The organism is Faecalibacterium longum, assembly GCF_040094125.1.
GTDB lineage: Bacteria > Bacillota > Clostridia > Oscillospirales > Ruminococcaceae > Faecalibacterium > Faecalibacterium longum.
Map to the genome: position 1 here is coordinate 1 of NZ_JBBNIH010000069.1, position 21,789 is coordinate 21,789.

The 21,789-nt window shown below is 60.7% G+C and carries 21 protein-coding genes; 11 read left to right on the forward strand and 10 right to left on the reverse strand.

Annotated features, from left to right (window positions below):
* Positions 1-42 precede the first annotated feature (42 nt).
* The 3 genes from tsaD to AAAU26_RS01305 form a co-directional block, all read right to left on the reverse strand.
* A complete protein-coding gene (gene tsaD / locus AAAU26_RS01295; RefSeq protein WP_158395085.1) occupies positions 43-1,050 on the reverse strand; it encodes a tRNA (adenosine(37)-N6)-threonylcarbamoyltransferase complex transferase subunit TsaD in 1,008 nt (335 codons plus the stop codon).
* A 4-nt stretch (positions 1,051-1,054) separates the two neighbouring features.
* Positions 1,055-3,640 carry a DNA polymerase I gene (gene polA / locus AAAU26_RS01300; protein WP_227619558.1) on the reverse strand — a complete coding sequence of 862 codons (2,586 nt, stop codon included), beginning with the start codon at positions 3,638-3,640 and terminating at the stop codon, positions 1,055-1,057.
* Between the two features lie 106 nt (positions 3,641-3,746).
* Complete coding sequence (locus tag AAAU26_RS01305) at positions 3,747-3,932, reverse strand: ferredoxin (protein ID WP_149794405.1); 186 nt, start codon at positions 3,930-3,932, stop codon at positions 3,747-3,749.
* A 131-nt stretch (positions 3,933-4,063) separates the two neighbouring features.
* Here AAAU26_RS01305 and AAAU26_RS01310 point away from each other — a divergent pair, with 131 nt between their 5' ends.
* Positions 4,064-4,405, forward strand: a complete 342-nt coding sequence (locus AAAU26_RS01310; RefSeq protein ID WP_227619559.1) for an arsenate reductase family protein — start codon at positions 4,064-4,066, stop codon at positions 4,403-4,405.
* Positions 4,406-4,562: 157 nt separating this feature from the next.
* A complete protein-coding gene (locus AAAU26_RS01315) occupies positions 4,563-5,480 on the forward strand; it encodes an Ice-structuring protein (protein ID WP_158395082.1) in 918 nt (305 codons plus the stop codon).
* Positions 5,481-5,541: 61 nt separating this feature from the next.
* Here AAAU26_RS01315 and AAAU26_RS01320 read toward each other — a convergent pair whose 3' ends face one another.
* Positions 5,542-6,540 (reverse strand): glycosyltransferase family 2 protein, encoded by a 999-nt coding sequence (locus tag AAAU26_RS01320; protein ID WP_217210537.1) that lies wholly within the window; start codon positions 6,538-6,540, stop codon positions 5,542-5,544.
* 148 nt (positions 6,541-6,688) lie between these two features.
* Here AAAU26_RS01320 and AAAU26_RS01325 point away from each other — a divergent pair, with 148 nt between their 5' ends.
* From AAAU26_RS01325 to AAAU26_RS01350, 6 genes are all read left to right on the forward strand, one after another.
* On the forward strand, positions 6,689-7,060 hold the full coding sequence (locus AAAU26_RS01325; protein WP_227619560.1) for a GntR family transcriptional regulator: 372 nt from the start codon (positions 6,689-6,691) through the stop codon (positions 7,058-7,060).
* Position 7,061: 1 nt separating this feature from the next.
* A complete protein-coding gene (locus tag AAAU26_RS01330) occupies positions 7,062-7,763 on the forward strand; it encodes an ABC transporter ATP-binding protein (RefSeq protein ID WP_158395079.1) in 702 nt (233 codons plus the stop codon).
* Positions 7,757-8,590 carry a hypothetical protein gene (locus AAAU26_RS01335; RefSeq protein WP_227619561.1) on the forward strand — a complete coding sequence of 278 codons (834 nt, stop codon included), beginning with the start codon at positions 7,757-7,759 and terminating at the stop codon, positions 8,588-8,590. The genes AAAU26_RS01330 and AAAU26_RS01335 overlap by 7 nt, the downstream gene beginning before the upstream one ends.
* A gap of 451 nt (positions 8,591-9,041) precedes the next feature.
* Positions 9,042-10,139, forward strand: a complete 1,098-nt coding sequence (locus AAAU26_RS01340) for an ABC transporter substrate-binding protein (protein WP_227619562.1) — start codon at positions 9,042-9,044, stop codon at positions 10,137-10,139.
* Positions 10,140-10,407: 268 nt separating this feature from the next.
* Positions 10,408-11,340 (forward strand): ABC transporter permease, encoded by a 933-nt coding sequence (locus AAAU26_RS01345; RefSeq protein ID WP_207676985.1) that lies wholly within the window; start codon positions 10,408-10,410, stop codon positions 11,338-11,340.
* A gap of 7 nt (positions 11,341-11,347) precedes the next feature.
* Positions 11,348-12,166 carry an ABC transporter ATP-binding protein gene (locus tag AAAU26_RS01350; protein ID WP_316542292.1) on the forward strand — a complete coding sequence of 273 codons (819 nt, stop codon included), beginning with the start codon at positions 11,348-11,350 and terminating at the stop codon, positions 12,164-12,166.
* A 122-nt stretch (positions 12,167-12,288) separates the two neighbouring features.
* Here AAAU26_RS01350 and AAAU26_RS01355 read toward each other — a convergent pair whose 3' ends face one another.
* From AAAU26_RS01355 to AAAU26_RS01380, 6 genes are all read right to left on the reverse strand, one after another.
* Positions 12,289-13,041 (reverse strand): amino acid ABC transporter ATP-binding protein, encoded by a 753-nt coding sequence (locus tag AAAU26_RS01355; protein WP_370866629.1) that lies wholly within the window; start codon positions 13,039-13,041, stop codon positions 12,289-12,291.
* 1 nt (position 13,042) lies between these two features.
* Positions 13,043-13,807, reverse strand: coding sequence for an amino acid ABC transporter permease (locus AAAU26_RS01360; RefSeq protein ID WP_158395073.1), 765 nt, complete (start codon positions 13,805-13,807; stop codon positions 13,043-13,045).
* 110 nt (positions 13,808-13,917) lie between these two features.
* Positions 13,918-14,760 (reverse strand): ABC transporter substrate-binding protein, encoded by an 843-nt coding sequence (locus AAAU26_RS01365; protein ID WP_227619563.1) that lies wholly within the window; start codon positions 14,758-14,760, stop codon positions 13,918-13,920.
* 426 nt (positions 14,761-15,186) lie between these two features.
* Positions 15,187-15,762: a nitroreductase family protein gene (locus AAAU26_RS01370; protein ID WP_227619564.1), complete on the reverse strand. Its 576-nt coding sequence runs from the start codon at positions 15,760-15,762 to the stop codon at positions 15,187-15,189.
* Between the two features lie 75 nt (positions 15,763-15,837).
* Positions 15,838-16,299 carry a threonine/serine exporter family protein gene (locus tag AAAU26_RS01375; RefSeq protein ID WP_158397269.1) on the reverse strand — a complete coding sequence of 154 codons (462 nt, stop codon included), beginning with the start codon at positions 16,297-16,299 and terminating at the stop codon, positions 15,838-15,840.
* Positions 16,299-17,090, reverse strand: a complete 792-nt coding sequence (locus tag AAAU26_RS01380; protein WP_217210547.1) for a threonine/serine exporter family protein — start codon at positions 17,088-17,090, stop codon at positions 16,299-16,301. The genes AAAU26_RS01375 and AAAU26_RS01380 overlap by 1 nt, the downstream gene beginning before the upstream one ends.
* 182 nt (positions 17,091-17,272) lie before the next feature.
* Between AAAU26_RS01380 and AAAU26_RS01385 the strand changes: the two genes are divergently transcribed.
* The 3 genes from AAAU26_RS01385 (at position 17,273) to AAAU26_RS01395 (ending at position 21,733) form a co-directional block, all read left to right on the forward strand.
* Positions 17,273-18,352 (forward strand): SpoIID/LytB domain-containing protein, encoded by a 1,080-nt coding sequence (locus AAAU26_RS01385; RefSeq protein WP_158395069.1) that lies wholly within the window; start codon positions 17,273-17,275, stop codon positions 18,350-18,352.
* A 148-nt stretch (positions 18,353-18,500) separates the two neighbouring features.
* Positions 18,501-20,927, forward strand: coding sequence for a glycosyltransferase family 2 protein (locus AAAU26_RS01390; RefSeq protein ID WP_227619565.1), 2,427 nt, complete (start codon positions 18,501-18,503; stop codon positions 20,925-20,927).
* A gap of 14 nt (positions 20,928-20,941) precedes the next feature.
* Complete coding sequence (locus AAAU26_RS01395; RefSeq protein ID WP_158401334.1) at positions 20,942-21,733, forward strand: glycosyltransferase; 792 nt, start codon at positions 20,942-20,944, stop codon at positions 21,731-21,733.
* Positions 21,734-21,789 lie beyond the last annotated feature (56 nt).

A 21,789-nucleotide genomic window follows, 5' to 3' on the forward strand; every position in this document is an offset into this window, starting at 1 on the left:
GCCGCGCACAGCTGTGCGCGGCCATTCCGTTTTCTATGTCAGTTATTCGTAATCGATGGGCAGAGTCGGCAGACCGTTCAGCTCCAGCCCGGCAGTATGGCCCGCGATGTACTGATAGTAGCCCTGAGCCGCGATCATCGCGCCGTTGTCGCCGCAGAATTTCAGCTCTGGCAGGTAGACCTTGGCCCCCAGCTTCTGGGCACCGTCATTGACCAGCTGGCGCAGACGGCCATTGGCCGCGACGCCGCCCGCCAGACAGACCTGCTTTGCGCCGGTGTCGGCGGCGGCGAGAAGGAGCTTTTCTGCGAGGATGCCCGCGATGCGTTCCTGGAAGCTGGCCGCGAGGTCGGGGACGTTGATGTCAGTACCCTTCATCTGGGCCTGATTCACCTCGTTCAGCACGGCGGTCTTGAGGCCGGAGAAGCTGACGTTGTACTTGCCCTCCACATGAGGCACCGGCAGACGGTAGGCTTTCGGGTCGCCGGTCTTGGCGGCGTTGGCGACGCTGGGACCGCCGGGATAGGGCAGGCCCAGCGTCCGGGCCACCTTGTCAAAGGCCTCGCCGGCGGCGTCGTCCACCGTGTGGCCGAGGATGTGGTAATGGGTGTAGTCCTGCACCTCCACGATGTGGCTGTGTCCGCCGGACGCCACAAGGCAGAGGAAGGGCGGCTTCAGCTCCGGGTGGGTCAGGTAGAGGGCTGCAATGTGGCCCCGCAGATGGTGGACCGGCACCAGCGGCTTGCCCGCCGAGTAGGCGAGGCCCTTGGCAAAGTTGACGCCCACCAGAACTGCGCCGATGAGGCCGGGCGCGAAGGTGACAGCCACGGCGTCCACATCGTCGATGGTCTTGCCTGCGTCCAGCAGAGCCTTTTTGACGGTGGCGCTGATGAACTCACAGTGGCGGCGGCTGGCGATCTCCGGCACGACGCCGCCGTAAAGTGCCTGCTCCTTGACGCTGGTGGAGATGACGTTGCTCAGCAGGTGCCGGCCATCTTCCACCAGAGATGCGGCGGTCTCGTCGCAGGTAGATTCGATTCCTAAGATGATCATGGTTTTAGTGGGCCTCCAGCCAGTTTTTGCCCTGATGCACTTCGGTGCTCAGGGGGACAGCGTAATTGACACAGCCTTCCATCTCTTCCTGCAGGATGGCGGCGGCTTTCGCGGCTTCTGCCTCCGGGGCCTCGACGATGAGTTCGTCGTGGACGGTCAGGATGAGGCGGCTCTCCATCTTCTCGTCCCGCAGACGCCGCCAGACCCGCACCATCGCCAGCTTGATGACGTCGGCGGCGGTGCCCTGGATCGGCGTGTTGCGGGCCATCCGCTCGCCGCTGGCCCGGATGTTGTGATTGTTGCTGGCCAGCTCCGGCAGGGAGCGACGGCGTCCGAAGAGGGTGGACACATAGCCGCAGTTCCGGGCGTCGGAGATGGTCTTGTCCATGTAGCCGCTGACTTTCGGGAAGGTGGCCAGATAGTTTTTCAGGAAGGCGTCGGCCTCCTTGACGCTTACGCCGATGTCCTTCGAGAGGCTGTAAGCGCCCTTGCCGTACATGATGCCGAAGTTGATGGCTTTTGCCGAAGAGCGCAGGCGGGGCGTGACCTGCTCGAGGGGCAGGTCGTAGATTTTAGCGGCAGTGCTGCGGTGGATGTCCTCGCCGGTGAGGAACGCCTGCTGCATATGCTCGTCGCCGGTGACATGGGCGAGGATGCGCAGCTCGATCTGGCTGTAGTCGGCGTCCACCAGTACGCAGCCGGGCCGCGCCACAAAGTAAGCGCGGAGCTGGCTGCCCAGCTCGGTGCGGATGGGGATGTTCTGCAGGTTGGGGTTATCGGAAGAAAGCCGTCCGGTGCGGGCTTCGGTCTGGTTGAAGCGAGTATGGATGCGGCCATCCTCCGCGATGACCTTCAGCAGGCCTTCGACGTAGGTGGAGTTCAGCTTCTGGTAGGCGCGGTACTGCAGAATATCCTCTACCAGCGGGTAGTCCCGCAGGGCTTCCAGCGTCTCGGCGTCGGTAGACCAGCCGCGCTGGGTCTTTTTGCCGTGGGGCAGGCCCATGGTGTCGAAAAGCATCTCGCCCAGCTGCTTGGGGCTGTTGGGGTTGAAGCTGGCGCTGCCCGTCTCCATGTGGATGCGGGTGAGGACGTCTTCCAGCTCCGAGCGCATTTTCACGCCGAACTTCTCGATGCCCTCTTTGTCCACGAGGATGCCGATGCGGGTCATGTCGGCCAGCACCTGCGCCAGCGGGAACTCGATGTCGCTGTAGAGGGAGTCTTCGCCCAGCGCGGTGATCTCTGCCTTCATCTTGGCGAACAGGTCGGCCAGCGCACCGGCGTCCGGCCACTTTTCACAGGTAAAAGCGGCGTCGGCGCGGTAGCTGATGATGAGCTCCGAGAGATTGTACTTGGAAGCCGAGGCGTCCAGCAGATAGGCCGCCAGTTTGCCGTCCCAGACGATGCTGCTGCCCCAGTTTCCCGCAGCCATGGCGCGGGCGTAGAGCGGGGCGCTGTCGAAGACGTCAAGGGTGACGTCTTTGTTGTCCAGCAGACGGAGCAGGTCGCCGTCTTCCAGCGGGAAGACCGTCTTGTCCTGTACGGCGTACCATGCGGCGGGCTGCAACTCCACATTGCGGGTACCCTGCTTGCCCATGACGGCAGGCCGCGCGGCCACGAGGTAATGCCCCTTCGGCTCGGCGGGCAGAACAGTCACCTCAGCCTCCTGCAGAGGCTCTGTCGGCGCTCTTTCCGGGTCGGCGGCGGGGGCGATGTCGCTCAGACCGAAGCGGGCGATAAGGGAGTGAAGTTCCAGCTCCTGCATCAGCCGGACGGCTTCGGCCTTGTTGCCCTCGCCCACGACATAGGCACCCTCGGCGGTGTCGATGGGGGCGTCGGTGCGGATGATGCCGAGCGTGTAGCTCAGCTCTGCCATGGCGCGGTCTTCGGCCAGATGCTCCCGCTGTTTTGGCTTGATGGTCTTGTCAGCAGTGTCGTCGAGATGGGCGTAAACGCCCGCCAGACTGCCGTATTTCTGGATGAGGGTGATGGCGCTCTTCTCGCCGATGCCCTTCACGCCCGGGATGTTGTCGGAGGTGTCACCCATGAGGCTCTTGACGTCGATGAGCTGGCGGGGAGAGACACCGTACTTTTCCTTCACGGCGTCCACGTCCATTACCGCCGTCTTGCTGCGGCCCATGGTGGTAGTGGCCAGCAGGACGGTGGTGGTGTCGCTGACGAGCTGTAAGCTGTCTCGGTCTCCGGTGGCGAGGAAGCAGTCGTCGCTGCGGGCGGCGCAGGCGGCAGAAAGGGTGCCGAGGATGTCGTCGGCCTCCCAGCCCTCAGCTGTCACCTCACGGTAGCCCAGCGCGGCCAGAAGCTCTTTGAGCACCGGCATCTGCGCGGCCAGCTCGTCGGGCATCTTGTGGCGGGTGGCCTTGTAGCCGTCATACATCTTGTGGCGGAAGGTGGGGGCCTTGAGGTCGAAGGCCACGGCCACCTCGTCGGGTCCGCATTCCTTGAGCAGGGAGAGCAGGATATTCAGAAAGCCGAAAATGGCGTTGGTATAGCGGCCGTCTTTGGTGGTCAGCAGCTTGATGCCGTAAAAGGCACGGTTGGCGATGCTGTTGCCGTCAATGACCAGTAAACGCATAGCTTGTGGTCCTCCATTCCATAATTTCACATCCTATAGTATACCACGAATGGCCCAAAGAAAAAAGAGACTGAGGGATAAACCTCTCAGCCTCTTTCGGGAAGTTTTACTCTACTCTTATCGCGCTCACCGGGCAGGCGTTGGCGGCGTCCACAGCCAGCGGCACCTGGTCGGGCGGGATGTCGCCGGGGATGGCGACAGCCAGAGTCCCTTCCATCTGGTATACCTCGGGGCAGAGCCCGGCACACTGGGTGCAGCCGATGCAGAGTTCAGGGTCTACGAATGCTTTCATGTTGGTACTACCTCCATTCAGAATAAGAAAAGGCGCTGAGAGCAGTGTGGCCCGGCGGAGCAAAAAATATGCTATAGGCTTTCGGGCGCAGATATGTTACAATAGAGCAGAATGAACAGGAGGGCAAGACTATGAACATCCAGATATTCGGCACTACCAAGTGCTTCGATACCAAAAAGGCTCAGCGCTATTTCAAGGAGCGCGGCATCAAGTTCCAGATGATCGATTTGAAAGAAAAAGAGATGAGCCGAGGCGAGTTTGAAAATGTGTCCCGCGCTCTGGGCGGCTGGCAGGCGCTGGTGGACCCCAACGCCAAGGACAAGCAGACCATCGCTCTGCTGGACGCGCTGGTAGACTGGCAGAAAGAAGACAAGCTCTTCGAGAACCAGCAGCTGTTCCGCACCCCCATCGTCCGCAATGGCCGTCAGGCCACCGTCGGCTACCAGCCCGACGTCTGGAAGAATTGGGAATAAGAAGCTGTTTTCATAACCATTGCACATACTCTGGCTATGAAAACAGCTTTTGAGCCAGTTTCACCAAAATAACACGGGCAGGGTTTTGCACCCTGCCCATGATTGTGGTATACTGTTTTTATCTGAAAAGTGAAACAACGCAGGAGACGATAACCATATGAAGATAGAAATGACCCCGGAAGAACACGCCCGGCTCCACCGCCGCCGTGGTCGGCAGGCCCTCGGGCTGGTCATCGCGGTGCTGGTGCTCATCGGCGTGCTGACCGTGCTGCACGCAGGCGTGAACGCCGTGGCAAAACTGTTTGACGATACGGCCCAGAAGCAGGAATACGAGGACAAGCTGGAAGGTCTGGTGCTGTTCGACCCCGTGCCTTTTGAGGGCATCGAGAACATCGACGACCTGACCCTCCGCGAGGCTGCGGTCTGGGGCTGTGTGTACAGCATCCAGGAGACGCAGGGCGGTTTCGACGGCTACAACACCGACCCCGATACCGAGCAGCTGCTCATCCCCTCGGTGGACGTGGACGCCTACCTCGCAAAGCTTGTCGGCCCCAGCTTCCGCATGACCCACAAGACCTTCGAGATGGAGGATATGACCATCGAGTTCGACGACACCACCCAGTGCTATAAGATCCCCGTCACCGGCAGCGTGGGCAGCTACCGCGCCACTGTCACCAAGCTGTTTAAGAAGGACGGCCTCCTCCACGTCACCGTGGGCTATATCCCCAACCAGAACGCAACGGACAGCATCCTCACCGCCACCTCGGATACGCCGGTCAAGTACATGGACTATCTGTTCAGCCGCCAGAGCGGCAGCTGGTATCTCACCGGCCTGACCGAGAGTGAGACGAAGCCCGAGTCAACGGCGGCGTCCACTGCCTCCGAACCTGCCATGATGGCAGACAGCGAGGTGCAGGACGCTATCCTCGCCACCGGCGGCGAAACGCCCGCTGACTCCGACGCCGCTTCCTCGGAGGCCGCAGCCGCCAGCGAGGAAGCGGACAGCACCGCCGAAAGCGAAGCTGCCTCGGACGCAGAGCCGCAGGCCGAAAGTGCGGCCAGCGCGGCGGCATAAAACGAATCACAAACAAAAACCGGGAAGCTCCCAGAGCTTCCCGGTTTTTGCATATCCAGAATTACTTCAAATCAAACCGCACGACCACCAGCCGATACCAGAGATACGGCACCATGTTCCATATCATCCACAGCTCCATGAGAACATAATTCGGCAGGTCGCGGAGGCGGAAGGGACGCTTGCCCAACTGGTCGTTTTTGAGCAAATCGAACGCCTCACGCATTCCCTTGTCCCACGCCTCGCCGAAGCCCTGTTTGTGGAACTTGTAGCACTTGAGCAGATAGCCCAGCGCCAGAGGAATGAAGTTGAGAATGAGCATCAGCAGAGGCTCGTTCTTGAGGGGGAGAAGGATGCTGTTGCGGCCGCTCTGCTGGCTCTTGAAGGCGTTGTACCGCACCGCGCCGGTGCTGGCGCCGCAGATGTGGTAGCACTTTGCCGTGGGGCAGAGGACGTTTTTGTAACCGGCGTTGTTGGCGCGCCAGCTGAGGTCCACGTCCTCGAAGTAGGCAAAAAAGTTTTCATCGAAGACGCCAATCTCGTCGAGGATGCTTTTGCGGTAGAGAGCCGCGCCGCCGCAGGCCGAAAAGATGCGCTTCTGTTTGGTGTAGCGGCTGGCCCGGCGGCCGTCGCCGGTCTTGCAGGCAAAGCCCATCCATGTGACGTAATCGCCAGCGTCGTCGGCAAGCTCCCGGTCGAAGTGGCGTATCATAAGGCTCTGGACGGCAAAAATTTTCTCGTCGCTCTCGGCCACGCGGATGAGCTCGGCCAGCCACTGGGGCTCTGCAAAGGCGTCGTTGTTGAACAGCACCACGAACTCGCTTTTCGCCCGGGCGATGCCCTGGTTGACGGCGTGGGAGAAGCCGGTGTTGGAGCCGTTCTCGATGAGCTGGAAGTTCGGGCGGCTGCAATAGCTGCGGGCCTGCTCAAGGCTCTCGTCGGTGGAGCCGTTATCCACCACGATAAGCTCGAAGTCCTGCTCCGTCTGGGCGTAGACCGATTCGATGGAGTCCTTGAGCCAGCCTTTGCCGTTGATGTTGGGGATGATGATGGTCGCTTTCATAGATTCTGTGCTCCTGCGCATTTTCTTCTAGCATACAAAAGACAGTATAACATATTTTGAAGAGATTGAAAATTCCCTCTTGACAAAAAAGATAATTTGAGTATTATTGTATTAAGCGCTTAGTACAGCGACACAAGGAGATGAGACGATGGGCGAACGATTCGATATGAGCCGCCCCATCTACGCACAAATCGTGGAACGGCTCAAGGCAAAAATTCTGGCGGGCATCTACCCGCCCGGCGGACATCTGGACTCGGTGCGCGACATGGCCGCAGCGGCAGGCGTCAACCCCAACACCATGCAGCGGGCGCTGGCCCAGCTGGAAGCGGAAGGGCTCGTCTACACCGAGCGGACCACGGGCCGCTTCGTCACCGAAGATACAGCCCTTTTGGAACAGCTGCGGGACGAGACGGCCCGCGCCATGACCGCCGAATATCTCGAGAAAATGCGCGGCATCGGCTACGGCCCGGCAGAGGCCGCAAAACTTATGACGGGCTGGGAAAAAAAGGAGAGTGATTGAAATGAAGGAACTTTTAACTTGTGAGGGCCTGACGAAATCCTACCAGAAGGGGACAAACGCCCTCGATAACATCGAGCTGCACATCGGCTTTGGCCGCATCGTGGGCCTGCTTGGCCCCAACGGCAGCGGCAAGACCACCCTCATCAAACTGGCGAACGGCCTCTTGCAGCCCACGGCGGGCAGCATCCGAATCGCGGGCATGGACCCCGGCCCGGACACGAAAGCCATCGTCTCTTATCTGCCGGACGCCGCATGGCTGCCCGACTGGATGCGGGTGGAGCAGCTGGTGGAGATGTTCCGGGATTTCTACGCCGACTTCGACCCCGCCAAGGCGAATGAGATGCTGGAAAAGCTGGAGCTTTCGCCCAAAGCACCCCTCAAGAGCCTTTCCAAGGGCAACAAGGAGAAAGTCCAGCTCATCCTTGCCATGAGCCGGAATGCCCGGCTCTACCTGCTGGATGAACCCATCGGCGGCGTGGACCCGGCGGCGCGGGACTACATCCTGAACACCATCCTCACCAACTACAGCCGGGACGCCTCGGTCATCATCTCCACCCACCTCATCGAGGATGTGGAGCCGGTGCTGGATGAGGCTGTGTTCCTGAAGAACGGCAGAATTTTCGCTCACCGCTCGGTGGATGAGCTCCGCGAGACCGAGGGCATGAGTGTGGATGCATATTTCCGGGAGGTATTCAAATGCTGAAAAAGTTACTGAAATATGAGTTCAAGGCCACCGCCCGCACCTACGGCGGAATGTATCTGGCCCTGCTGGCAGCGTCGGTGCTCTTTGGCGGGTCCGTCTGGAGATGGAACAGCACCAATAGTGACGCCTATTCGACTCTCGTGGGCCTGCTGAGCCTTGTCTACACCGCCGTCATCATCGGCACCGTGGTCGTCACCATCATGACCATCGTGCAGCGGTTCTACCGCAACCTGCTGGGCCGGGAGGGCTATCTGATGCACACCCTGCCGGTGACGGAAACACAGCTTGTGACCTCGAAGCTCATCTCCAGCACCGTGTGGAGCCTGTGTAGCATCCTCGCAGCCTGCCTTTCCTTCGGCATTCTGGCTGTCCTGATGATGGCGGATATGGACCTGCTTGGGCAGTTGCCGCTGATGTGGTCGATCATCCGGGAGGCATTTGCCCGCTATAACATGGAGTTCTGGGGAGCGCTGGCTTTCAGCGGCGTCGTCGGCTTCGTGCGGATGGTCAGCGTCATCGCCTGCATCTATGCAGCCTGCATGGTGGGACATCAGTTCAAGAACCACCCCGCGCTGGCGGGCATCCTGAGCTTCTTTGTCATGCAGTATGTACAGGGCTGGCTCGAAAAGCTGCTCCAGATCGGCACCGGCGTCTACGAGACGGCCATCTATAGCGCCGTAGGCGATGTGGGCAGCATCGAGACCACCGTCTCGGCTCTGGGCTACATGGGAAGCGCGATGGTCACACTGGGCATCGCGGTAGCATTCGGTGTCTTCTGGTTCGGGCTGACGGTCTGGCTGATGCGAAACAAACTCAACCTCGAGTGATGAAACGTGAAAAATCTGACGGAAAATTTTGAAATTCCCTCTTGACTTTACACGGATAAAGTGTATAATGCAATCAAACCGATGAGGCGGAAGAGAACCTGCAAAGCGCATCTTCAGTGAGCCCGGACAGTGAAAACGGGCGAGAGCGGGGCAGAGATTCGTGGGCCGCCGAGGGCCGGGCAAACGAGGCAGAGCCTCCAGTAGCTTGGGACGGAAGCCTCCGTTACAGGGCAGGGGAGTGTTGGCTCTCCGTGAGGGGCTTTGCGGCTTTCAAGAGGAAAGCGAGCAAGGCAAGCAAGGTGGCACCGCAGATTCGAATTTTTCGACTCTGTCCTTGTGGATGAACACACAGGGACAGGGTCGTTTTGTTATATGAGAACAAAAGCCCGTCCCGCAAGTGGAGCGGGTTTTTATTTTATATGCCGCCCGCTCCAGGGAAGGAGCAACCGCTATGAAAACCATGAATATGATCTCCCGCCGCAGCTTTCTGAAAGCCGCTATGGCCGCCGCCACTGTTTCCGCGCTGGGTCTGACCGGCTGCGGTTCGTCCGCTTCGAGCACTGCATCCAGCACCGCTTCCAGTGCAGCAGCATCTTCTGCCGCCGCCAGCGAGGCAGGCCAGACCTTCAAGGTGGGCATTGTCAACTATGTTGACCACGCTTCTCTGAACCAGATCGTTGCGTCGGTGGAAGAGCGTCTGGACGAGGTGGGTAAGGAGAAGGGCGTTACCTTCGACTACGCCGACTACTACGCCAACGCACAGGCCGACCAGACCAACCTGAACCAGATCGGCGCCGACCTCGTGGCCGACGGCGTAGACGTCATCGTGGCTGTGGCTACCCCCACCGCCGCTACTATGCTGGCCGCTGTGGAGGACACCGACATCCCCGTCGTCTACTCCGCCGTCACTGACCCCGCCGCCGCAGGCTTTGATACCGAGCCGAACATCACCGGCACTTCCGACGCCCTGAACACCGACGCCATCATGAACCTCATCCTGGCCGTCAACCCCGACATCGACACCATCGGCCTGCTGTATGATCTGAGCCAGGATGCTTCTACACAGGCCATTGCAGACGCCAAGGCTTTCTGCGACAGCAAGGGCATCAAGTACATCGAGAAGAACGGCACCACCACCGCCGAAGTTCAGATGGCCGCTGAGGCCCTCATCGCCGCCGGTGTCAAGGCTGTCTTCACCCCCACCGATAACACCGTCATGACCGCCGAGCTTTCCATCTACGAGACCTTCACCGAGGCAGGCGTCCAGCACTACACCGGCGCTGACAGCTTCGCCCTGAACGGTGCCTTCGTGGGCTACGGCGTCGATTACGTCCAGCTGGGCGAGGCTACCGCCGATATGGTGGCGGAACTGCTCTGCGACGGCAAGACCCCTGCAGACCTGCCTTTCCAGACCTTCGACAACGGCATTGCCACCATCAACACCGAGACCTGCGAGGCTCTGGGCCTCGACCTCGACACCGTGAAGAAGGCCTTTGCACCCTACTGCACCGAGGTCGTGGAAGTGACCACGGCCGAGAACTTTGGTTAAACCTCTCCGTCATTGCTTCGCAATGCCACCTCCCCTATCGAGGGGAGGCTTTGGCATTTCGGAAAGCTTTCTCTCTTCGCCAGAGGCTCCCCTCGGTAGGGGCAACAACGACGACTGCCGCCAGTGGTGGAAACAGGGAGTCGTTGTTGGGGCCGCGGCCAGCAAGACGCAAGTGTAAAACACGAAGCGGATGCTGGGTGCCGCAACCCGGCCTTGTCGAGCGGTAGCGAGACTGAGAGGTTACACATTAAAATAAAAGGAGCACACCATGCTGGCGAGTATCTTTTCGCTCAACGTCATCCAGACCGCGCTCGAGCTGGGCTGCATCTACGCCCTCGTTGCGCTGGCTCTGTTTCTGAGCTATTCCATCCTGAATATCGCGGATCTGTCCACCGACGGCTGCTTCACCCTTGGCTGCGCTGTCGCCTGTCAGGTGGCGCTGACCGGCCACCCCTTCCTCGCCCTGTTGGCGGCGATGGCGGCTGGTGTGTGCTCCGGTTTTGTAACAGCCTTTTTGCAGACCCGCCTCGGCGTCGAGAGCATCATGGCCGGCATCATCGTCAACACCGGCCTCTATACCATCAACCTGGCCGTGATGGGCTTCTCGTCCACCATGTCGCTGGTCAAGACCGATACCGTCTTCTCCATCGCCAAGAGCGCCCTGAGCTTTACGGGCGGCGGGTATAAGCTGGTGCTGGCGGCGGTAGTCATCGCGCTGGCCGGTGCCGCCATGGTGGGCTTCCTCGGCACCCGCCTCGGCCTCTCGATTCGTGCCACCGGCGATAACGCTGCCATGGTGCGTGCTTCCAGCATCAACCCCGCCTTCACCATCACGGTGGGCCTCTGCATCTCGGGCGCACTGACGGCCCTTTCCGGCGGCCTGCTGGCTCAGTACCAGAAGAGCTGCGACATCAACGTAGGCACCGGCATGGTGACCATCGCACTGGCTTCCCTCATCATCGGCGAAACGCTGGTGGGCAAGCGGACGATGGTGCGCCGTGTGCTGGGCGTCGTGTTCGGCAGCTGCCTCTACCGTTTTATCGTGGCGGTGGCGCTCCGCTTCAACGTCCCGGCTGCTGCCATGAAACTGGTCAGCGCCATCATCGTGGCGGTGGCCATCTCGATGCCCGCCATCCAGGAGAAGATCGCCTTTGAGAAGCGCCGCAATGCGGCCCGTCAGGCACGGAAGGAGCGTGTGTAAAATGGAGATGCTCGAACTTCGTGACCTGCACAAGACCTTCAACCCCGGCACCGTCAACGAGAAAGTGGCCCTGAACGGCGTCAGCCTGACCATGGAAGCGGGAGACTTCGCCACCATCGTCGGCTCCAACGGCGCGGGCAAATCCACCCTCTTCAACGCCATCACCGGCGGCTTCATCGCCGACGAGGGCAGCATCACGCTGGGCGGCGAGGACATCACCTTCGCGCCGGAATATCAGCGCAGCCGGGTCATCGGCCACCTGTTCCAGGACCCGCTCAAGGGTACGGCCCCCAACATGACCATCGAGGAGAATCTGGCGCTGGCCTACCTTCGCGCCGGGACCGCCCCCAACGCCATCTTCTCCCGCATCTCCCGCAAGGATAAGGAGATCTTCCGTGAGAAGCTGGCCCTGCTGGATATGGGCCTCGAAGACCGGATGAAGCAGCCGGTGGGCCTGCTGTCGGGCGGTCAGCGTCAGGCGCTGACCCTGCTGATGGCCACCCTCGTCACCCCGAAGCTCCTGCTTCTGGACGAGCACACCGCCGCTCTCGACCCTGCCACCGCCGAAAAGGTGCTGGACCTCACCAAGAGCATCGTGGCCGAAAAGAAGATCACTTGCCTGATGGTCACCCACAATATGCATCAGGCATTGGAGCTGGGCAACCGCACCCTCATGATGGACGCAGGCCGCATCGTCTTCGATGTCAAGGGCGAGGCCCGCAGCAAGATGACCGTAGACGACCTGCTCGAGAAGTTCCGCGAGAACGCCGGCAAGGTCCTCGACAATGACCGTATCCTCCTGAGCAAGGTGGAAGCCAACAACTGAGCATAAGAAGAAAGACTGCTGCAAAACAGCTCTCTGAAAAAAACAATGAACAAAACCCGGAACCCTTTCAGAGCCAGGACGGCTTGAAAAGAGTTCCGGGTTTTGTATTGTTTCTTTATATCTTACAGCATCTTGGAGAGGAATGCCTTCAGACGCGGGTGCTTGGGGTTGGTGAACAGCTCCTGCGGCGGCTCATCCTCCTGGATCCTTCCCTCGTCAATGAAGATGACGCGGTTGGAGACTTCGCGGGCAAAGCCCATCTCATGGGTGACCACCAGCATGGTGATGCCGGTGTGAGCCAGCTCTTTCATCAGCTCAAGCACTTCACCGACCATCTCGGGGTCGAGGGCGCTGGTAGGCTCATCGAAGAGGATGACGTCCGGGTCCATTGCCAGTGCGCGTGCGATGGCGATGCGCTGCTGCTGGCCGCCCGAAAGGCTCTTGGGGTAGACGTTGGCCTTGTCGGCCAGACCTACGCGGGCCAGAAGCTCGTCGGCGCGCTTGGAGATGGCCTCTTTGTCCTTGAGCTTGAGCAGGCTGGGGGCCAGCTCAAGGTTTTTCTTGACGGTCAGGTGGGGGAAGAGGTTGAAGTGCTGGAATACCATGCCCATCTTCTGGCGGACAGAGTCGATGTGGTCGTCGTCCACCTCCACGCCCTCAAATTTGATGCTGCCGCCGGTGGGGATCTCCAGCCGGTTCAGGCAGCGCAGGAAGGTGGATTTGCCGCAGCCCGAGGGGCCGATAAGGCAGACTACGTCTCCCCGGTAGATGTCGATGTCGATGCCCCGCAGCACGTCCAGAGTGGGGGCAGCCTGCTTTGCGCCCTTACGCTTTTCGCCGCCGTAGGTCTTGGTCAGGCCCCGGACTTCCAGGATCTTATCGGTCACTTTGTGCCAGCCTCCTCTCAAATTTTGCAAGCAGCCAGGTAAAGATCATCACCAGCACCAGATAGATCAGTGCCACGCCAAACAGGGGGAACATGGCCTCGTAGGTGCGGTTCATGATGCCCTGGGCCGCATACAGCAGCTCCTTGCCGCCGATGACGGTGATAAGGGAGGTATCCTTCAGCAGCATGATGAACTCGTTGCCCAGGGCAGGCAGCACCGCCCGGATGGCCTGGGGGATGATGATGACCACCATGGTGGTGATGTAGTTCAGGCCCAGGCTGCGGCCGGCCTCCATCTGGCCCGGGTCCACAGCCATCAGGCCGCCCCGGATGATCTCGGAGACGTAAGCGCCCGAGTTGATGCCCAGCGCCAGAGCGCCTACCATGGTAAAGTTGCGGCTGTTGTTGAAGATGACCATGCTCATGATCAGCAGCTGCACCATCATGGGGGTGCCCCGGATCACGGTGGTGTACACCTGGCACACGGCGTTAAAGACCCCCAGCACCGGGTTGCGGCGGCCGGGGCGCTGCTGGTCGTGGGCCACACGCACCAGCGCCACCACGCTGCCCAGCAGGACGCCCATGGCCAGAGCAATGGCAGTGACCAGCAGGGTGGTGCCTACGCCCCCGATGTACTGGAGCCAGCGGTCCTTCAGGACAAAGGCCTGATAAAATTTGTAGAACAGCTCCTGCCCCATGTCCAGCCGGCCGCCGCTTTTCAGCAGCTGGCTCAACAGTTCGTATTGTGCGGCCATTCGCATCCTCACTTTCTTTTCGTCTGTTGTGATCTTGTCAGAATTTTGTAACCTATATCCCTTAAAAAAGGGGAGGTGCCCGGTGGGCCGCCTCCCCTTGAGGGGTCTGTTTACTCAGCCTTGATGTACTTGTCCACGATGGCCTGCAGGGTGCCGTCGGCCTTCAGCTCCTCCAGAGCGGCGTTCACAGCCTCCAGCAGAGCGGTGTTGCTCTTGTTCATGCCAATGGCGTAGTCCTCCTCGGCGTAGCTGGTGTCCAGGATCTTCAGGCCGGGGTTGGACTCCACATAGGCCTTGGCGGGCTCGTTGTCGATGACCACAGCGTCCACCTGGCCGTTGTTCAGGGCCTGTACAGCGGTCAGGCCGTTGTCGTAGGCCACCACGGCGTCCTCGCCAAAGTCGTCGGAGCAGTACAGGTAGCCGGTGGTGCCGCGCTGGGTGCCGATCTTCTTGCCGGCCAGATCGTCCACAGAGGCAATGTCAGAGCCCTCGGGCACGATGACGGACTGGATGCCGGTGGCGTAGCTGTCGGAGAAGGACATCACAGCCATCCGCTCGTCGGTGACAGTGATGCCTGCCATGGCGATGTCGGCCTTGCCCTGCTGCACGCTGAGCAGAGCGGCGTCAAAATCCATGTCGTCGATCTGCAGCTCCAGGCCCAGCTTCTCGGCAATGGCCTGTGCGGTGTCCACATCGATGCCCTCAATGGTGCCGGCGTCGGTGGTCATCTCGTAGGGAGGGAAGGTGGCGTTGGTAGCCATAGTCAGCTTGCCAGCCTCAACGGTGGTCAGCTCAGCAGCAGTGCTGGTGGAAGCAGCCTCAGAAGAAGCAGCAACAGAGCTTGCAGCAGCGGAAGAAGCAGTGGAGGCAGAGCCGCCGCAGGCGGTCAGAGCCAGAGCAGCAGCGGAAACAGCGGCGGCAGCCAGGAAGCTGCGGCGAGAGATCTTTTTCATATTCAAACACTCCTCTTTATGTGCATATCGTTTGCATCTCTCTGCTGCGATGCGATTCATCGAAAAATCAGAGAGCGTGTTTAGTATAGGTTGTACAATTTGAAAAGTCAAGTGTTGTGCAAAAATTCCATCAAATTGAAACCGAATTGCAAACAATTATGCAGAATAAAGCTTGAGAGCGATGTATATATGCAGAACCTCTCAGTCTGCTTCGCAGACAGCTCCCCTATCAGGGGAGCCCTTGGCATGTCGGTCAGGCTTACGCTGGACGAGCAAGGCTTGATTTATCGGGAGCCGTAGTACCCTGCTGCCTGGATTCACGGCAGCTTGACAAAATGCGCTCATCCAGAAGCTGCAGCGAGGCCCGGTTCGCCAGAGCCTCCCCTCGATAGGGGAGGTGGCAGCTCGCCAGAGCTGACGGAGAGGTTAAACCGTCCGCGCCAGCTCTTCCACGCTCCGCTTCGGCACGCAGTAGTCACCGTTCTCATCGAGGTAATACTTGATGCCGGTCTTCTCCGTCATCGGTACGATCCTGGCGGCGTGAGTGGGGTAGCCAAGAGCTACCATGAACGCCAGCTTGTCCGGCGCGGCGATGCCCAGCAGCTCGCTCAGGGCAGGCTTGTTGATGGCGCCCATGATGCAGCTGCCCACGCCCTTGGCCCATGCGGCGAGGGTGATGTTCGCCAGCGCGATGCCGGTGTCGGTGTTCAGGTCGCCGGGGATGGAGCTGTCCTGCACGACGGCCAGATACATCACAGGCTGCTCGTCGGCTTTGGGAGTACCCTGCTCCGGCGGCAGATAGGCGGCCCACTTGACCAGCGGATGGACCTTTTTCACCATCTCAGGGCTCTGCACAACCACCAGCTTCACGGCCTGACGGTTCGCGCCGCAGGACGACAGGCGCAGGGCCTCCACCATATCGTCCACCACATCCTGTGACACCGGCTTCTGGGCGAAGCGGCGGTAGGTGCGGCGGGTGTTGAGCGTTTCCATAATAGACATCGGCAGACACTCCTTTATATTAAGTATGATTTGATTATAGCACCGGCAAAAGAGCCGCACAAGGAAGGCAGGAATCTATTTCCGCTTCCAGGCGTGGCCGCTGGGCATGGGCAGACCCAGCACCAGCGCGATGCCCACAGCCAGCGTCACGGCCACCTTGAAGGTGGAGATGCCGTTGGCCAGCGAAAGGGCATTCTCGCCCTGGATGAAATAGTAGGCGGTGTAGTAGATGCCCGCGCCGGGGACCAGCGGGAAGATGCCGGTCAGCAAAAAGACCGTCACCGGCGTCTTGAGCAGCACGGCGCAGATACGCGCCGCCAGCGACAGTGGGATGACCGCGATGAGGGAGGCTGCCGCCGCGTCGGCCCCGTATAAGACAGCTAGCTCGTAGACGAACCAGCCCACCGCGCCCACCAGCGCACAGCAGGGGAGCGTGCGCTTAGGGCAGGCGAAGAGGACGGCGAAACTCAGTGTTCCCGCCCCGGCCAGAAAGAACTGTGCCACCAGCTGGCCGATCTGTGTGCTTGTCAAGGTCATCATACCACCGTCACCCCCGTCAGCAGAGAAGTAAGGCTCAGAACAAGGCCGGTGCCGATGGCGATGCTGGCCGCGATGAGCAGGGCGTCTATCATCCGGATGGTGCCGGAGAGGTAGTCGCCCTGCACGAAATCCCGGATGCCCATGGTGAAGGCGATGCCGGGGGTCAATATCATCAGGGTGCCAATGATGGCGTGGCTGGCCTCAGTGTCCAGCAGATGGCACCCCAGAATGCAGACTAATGTAATGAGCGCTGCCGCCGAGATCTTGCGGAAGCCGTTGGAAAGATTCTTCTTTTCGCACAGCAGCAGATAGCCGCTGACGATGAAACCCGCCGCCGCTGCCGCCAGCGCCGAGCGTATCGTGCCGCCGAAGATGAGCGCAAAACAGGCTGTGCCGCTCATCCCGGCGAGGAGCTGGGTCTTCCCCTTGGGGAAGGGGATGCGCCGGGCCTCGGCCAGGCGGTGTTCAGCCTCGTCCAGTGTGACGCCCCCGGCTGCTATCTCGCGGGAAAGGGCGTTCACCGCGACCACCCGGCCTAAGTGAGTCGTCCGCACCGGCACGTTCCGCACTTCGGCGATCTCTGCCGTGCCGGCGCTGGCGAAGATGCCGTTGGTCAGCACGTAGACATGGAACTCCCGCAGATGGAAGCTGCGGGCCATGATCTCCATCGTCTGCTCCACCCGGAAGACCTCTGCTCCGTTTTCCAGCAGCGTCTCGCCCGCCGCCATGATAAAGTCCATGATGCGGCGCCGCTGCTCGTCGCTGGGATATAACTCTCTGCTGTCCATTCCGGCCCTCCTTGTCATGCCCGCCAAAGGGGGCATATCATCTCATGCTATACTGTATCATAATTCCGGCAGCTTGCAAAGGCGTCTTTTCACATTTTTGCACAACTTCCGTCCTTGCCGTCGGGGGCGCAGTGTGTTACACTGATAACAACTATGAAAAGATCCAGAAACCACAGGAGGAAATGACCGTGAAGCAGAGTCTGAGTTTCGCGCGCCGTCTGGCGGCGCTGGTGCTGGCAGCTGTGATGCTGTGTGTGGCTGTCCCGGCGGCGTTCGCCGAGGATGCCGCACCCGGTGCCACCACCATTGGCGGTGCAAACACCACCCTTATCCCTGAGGAAGAGGAAAATTGTCTGAGCTGGCTCTTCGGCTCCAAAGATAAAATTACACTGCCCTATCTGAACATCAAGGGCAAGGGCCTGCGCCGGAACGTGTCGCTGGACCTCGTGGACTGCCTGGTGGGCATCACCTACACCGAGCTTGGCTCCATCGGCAGCTATGTCAGCGCCAGCGCCGCGCAGGAGGCGTGGAAGGCCCAGGCCGTGGCTATCCACTCCTACCTCGAGTACCATAAGCAGTACGGCTCCTCGGCCAACGCTCTCATCTACACCCCCGTGGAGGACATCCCGTCCTCGGCCCGGTCGGCTATCCGCAAGGCGGTGGAGTCGGTGAAGGATGAGGTGCTGACCTACAACGGCAGCGTCATCGACGCCGTCTGGTCGGCCAGCGCAGGCTACAACACCCAGACCGGCGTCTACGGCACCTGTTCCAGCCTCGACGCCTGGGGCTCGGACGTGCCGTATCTCAAGAGCGTGGAAAGCCCCTATGAGCGCCAGTACCACGAGAAGATGCGCCGCATCATCGGCAAGGATTATGACTATGTCGAGTACAACGACAGCCGCACCGGTGAGCCCTACCAGAGCGCCGACACCACCCACAAAGACCTCGGCGGCTTCGTCCAGTACAACACGCTGGTGTCCAATGGCCGCAGCTACCGCTATATCGGCCAGTTCGTGTCCTCCCGCTACTGCTTCGATTTCAGCACGGATGCAACGGGTGTACCCTGTATGTACTACTACGGTTTTGGCCACGGCGTGGGCATGAGCCAGTGCGGCGCCGTGGGCTACGCCGCCGAGGAGGGGATGGGCTACCGCGACATCCTGAAGCACTACTACTCCGGCGTTTCCATCCGGACGGTGGGCAGCGGCACGAGCTCCGGCGGCGGTCTGTTCGGCTGGCTGCGCCGCCTGCTGGGCATGTAAAAAATCAAAAGGAATTGCGCAAAATACTTCTCAAATGAGACGTGATTTGGTATACTGTACACGCTTGTACACAAGAGACAGACTATTTCGCGTTTCACGCTCCAGAGCGGGAGCGATACGATAAAGAACAACAGGTGGAGAGAACGGAATGCAGTTGGAGAAGGAAAAGAAAGAAAAGCGGGAGCGGGAGCGCTGCCGCGCACTGGCGCAGCGCATCGCGGAGGAGGCAAACCCCGCCTCGGCGGCCCTGCTGGGAGAGCAGATGCCCCTGCTGACGAAAGCCCTGCACCGTGCAGGTGTGGAGGCAGAAGAGTGGACAGAGAGCTCTGAGGCAGAGCTTCTGGTGGTGGCAGACCCCGCGTGGGAAACGCTGCCCGAGACGCTGCCCGCCCGGGTGCTGCTGGTGAGCGATGAGAGCACCGTTATGGCGGGCTGGGCCGAGCAGCTGGCTCAGCGGGGATACTTCCGCGATTTTGGCTGGCGCAGCAAGGGCCGCGCTCAGCCGTCGGCGCTGTTCTGCACCAGCCAGCCCACCCAGCTGAAGATGGTGCGGGGCTACGAGATGGAAATGGACATCCTGCGTGACCGGATGGTGCGCGCCGAGCGCACCTGCGGCGAGGAAGCCGAGCTCATCGCCCGGCTGCGCAGCGACCTTTCGCTCAGCCGCAGCCATGAGCAGCAGCTGGAAAAGACGCTCGGCGAGGTGACCGGCTCGAAGTTCTGGAAGATGACCTGGCCCATGCGCTATGTCGTCAGCAAGAGCCGCCAGCTCTGGCACACTCTGCCCTTCTTCGTGTTCCTGCGGGAACTGCGCAGCGGCGGCATCGAGGGCGTGCGGGAACTGGCTCGCGCCCGCCGCGAGTACGCCGCCCTCTTCCCGGGCAAAGTCATGCGCGCCGACCGGTTCGCACCGGTGGAACTGCTGGTGCGGCAGGCAGGCGACCAGCCTGCAGGCCCCAAGATCAGCATCGTGGTGCCGCTCTACAACACCCCGCTGGACTTCCTCGAAGAGCTGCTGGATTCCGTTGTGAACCAGACCTACCGTAACTGGGAGCTCTGCTGTGTGGATGCCGGCACTGCCCCGGATGTGGGCGAGATGGTGCAGCAGCGCGCCGCTGTGGACCCTCGTATCCGCTACAGGAAGCTGGAGAAGAATGAGCTCATCCCTGGCAACACCAACAAGGGCATCGAGATGGCCACCGGCGACTTCATCGCCCTGCTGGACCACGACGACATCCTCCATCCCTGCGCCCTCTGGTACGCGGCCAAGGCCATCGCCGAGCAGGGAGCCGACTTTGTCTATACCGATGAGGCGACCTTTGAGGGCAAGGTGGAGAATGTGGTGCTCTACCACTTCAAGCCGGATTTCATGCTGGACAACCTCCGCTCCAACAACTATATCTGCCACCTGACCCTGTTCAGCCGCCGGCTGATGGATGCCGCAGGCGGCCCGGAGCGGATGGAGTACAACGGCAGTCAGGATTATGAGCTCTTCCTCCGCCTGACCGAGACGGCCCGGAAGATCGTCCACATCCCCCACGCCCTCTATTACTGGCGTTCCAGCCCCGGCAGCACGGCCAGCGACATCTCCGCCAAGACCTACTGCATCGACGCGGGCATTGCCGCCCTCAAGGCTCATTACGCCCGCTGCGGCGTGGCCGTGGACGATGTGTCCCTCATCCCGGGTACGCCGGGCTACTACAAGACCGATTATACGATCGACCATCCGGGCCGGGTGAGCATCCTCATCCCCACCTGCGACCACATCCGCGACTTGGAGACCTGCGTGGAGTCCATCTACGCCCGCACCACCTACCCGGATTTTGAGATCATCCTCATCGAGAACAACAGCAAGGCCCCTGAAACCTTCCGCACCTATAAGCGGATGCAGAAAGAGCACCCCGATAACCTCAAGGTCGTCACCTGGGAGGGCAAGGGCTTCAACTACAGCGCCCTGAACAACTTCGGCGAGAAGTTCGCCACCGGTGAGTATCTGCTTCTGCTCAACAACGACACCGAGGTCATCACCGCCGCCTGGCTGGAAGAGATGGTCATGTATGCCCAGCAGAAGCGGGTGGGCTGCGTGGGCGCAAAGCTGCTCTACCCGGACGATACCATCCAGCACGCCGGTGTCGGCTTCGGCATCGGCGGCGTGGCGGGCCATCTGCACAAGTACTATCCCGCCAGCTCCGACGGCTATATGGGCCGCCTGAACTATGTGCAGGACGTCTACGCTGACACCGCCGCCTGCCTGCTCATCCGCAAGGAGATCTACGACGAAGTGGGCGGTCTGGACGAGAGCTATGCCGTGGCCTTCAACGATGTGGACTTCTGCGTCCGCGTCCGTCAGGCAGGCTACACCAACATCTTCACTCCGTTTGCCCAGCTCTACCACTACGAGAGCAAGAGCCGCGGCATGGAGGATAACCCCGAAAAGCAGAAGCGTTTTCAGGGCGAGGTGCTGCGTTTTCAGGCCCGCTGGGGCGACCTGCTGGCTGCAGGCGACCCCTGCACCAATCCCAACTTCGACATCCAGCGCGAAGATTTCAGCCTGAAGATATTACCGCTGGAATGATAAGGAGAACGAACTTGGAACTCTCTGCCTGTATCGTTGTCTATAACGGCTGCGACGAAGCCCTCAAGGCGGCGCAGACGGTGCTGCAATACACCCGCCGCCACCCGCTGACCCTCTATCTGGTGGACAACGCCAGCCCCGACGGCAGCGGCGCACGTCTGGAAGCCGCCGTGAAGGGCGGCGCTTTGAGCACTCAGCCCGGCCAGAAGGTCGAGGTGCGCTGCCGCAAGGAGAACGGCGGTTTCGGCACCGGACACAACACCGTCCTGCCGGAGCTGACGAGCGACTATCACTTCATCCTGAACCCGGACATCCAGCTCACTGCTGATACCCTCAGCGACCTGGCCGACTGGATGGCTGCCCACCCGGATGCTGTGATGGCCCGGCCGGGGCTGCGCTTTCCGGATGGCCGTTCCCAGAGCCTGCCGCTGCGGCGCTGTGCGCTGCGGCCCATGGTCTACCGCCAGCTGCCGTTTTTGAAATTCTGGGAGAAATATAACCGTGCGTATTTGATGGAGGGGGAGGATCTGTCCGCTCCTGTTGAGATCGAGTTCTGCACCGGCAGCTTTTCCGCCGTGCGGACGGCGGAGTTCAAGGCCGTAGGCGGCTTCGATGAGCACTACTTCATGTATGTGGAGGATGCCGACCTGACCCAGAAGATGCGCACCACCGGCAAAGCCTACCTCGTGCCGCAGTACACCGCCATCCATGCATGGCATCGTGCAGCCCACCGCAGCCTCAAGCCCTTTTTGTGGCAGACCGGGAGCCTGCTGCGGTACTTCCACAAGTGGGGGTTCAAGTTCTGAGGGCTTGCTGATGAAACAAAAGAGCGCTCTCCACAAAAATTTTTGTGGAGAGCGCT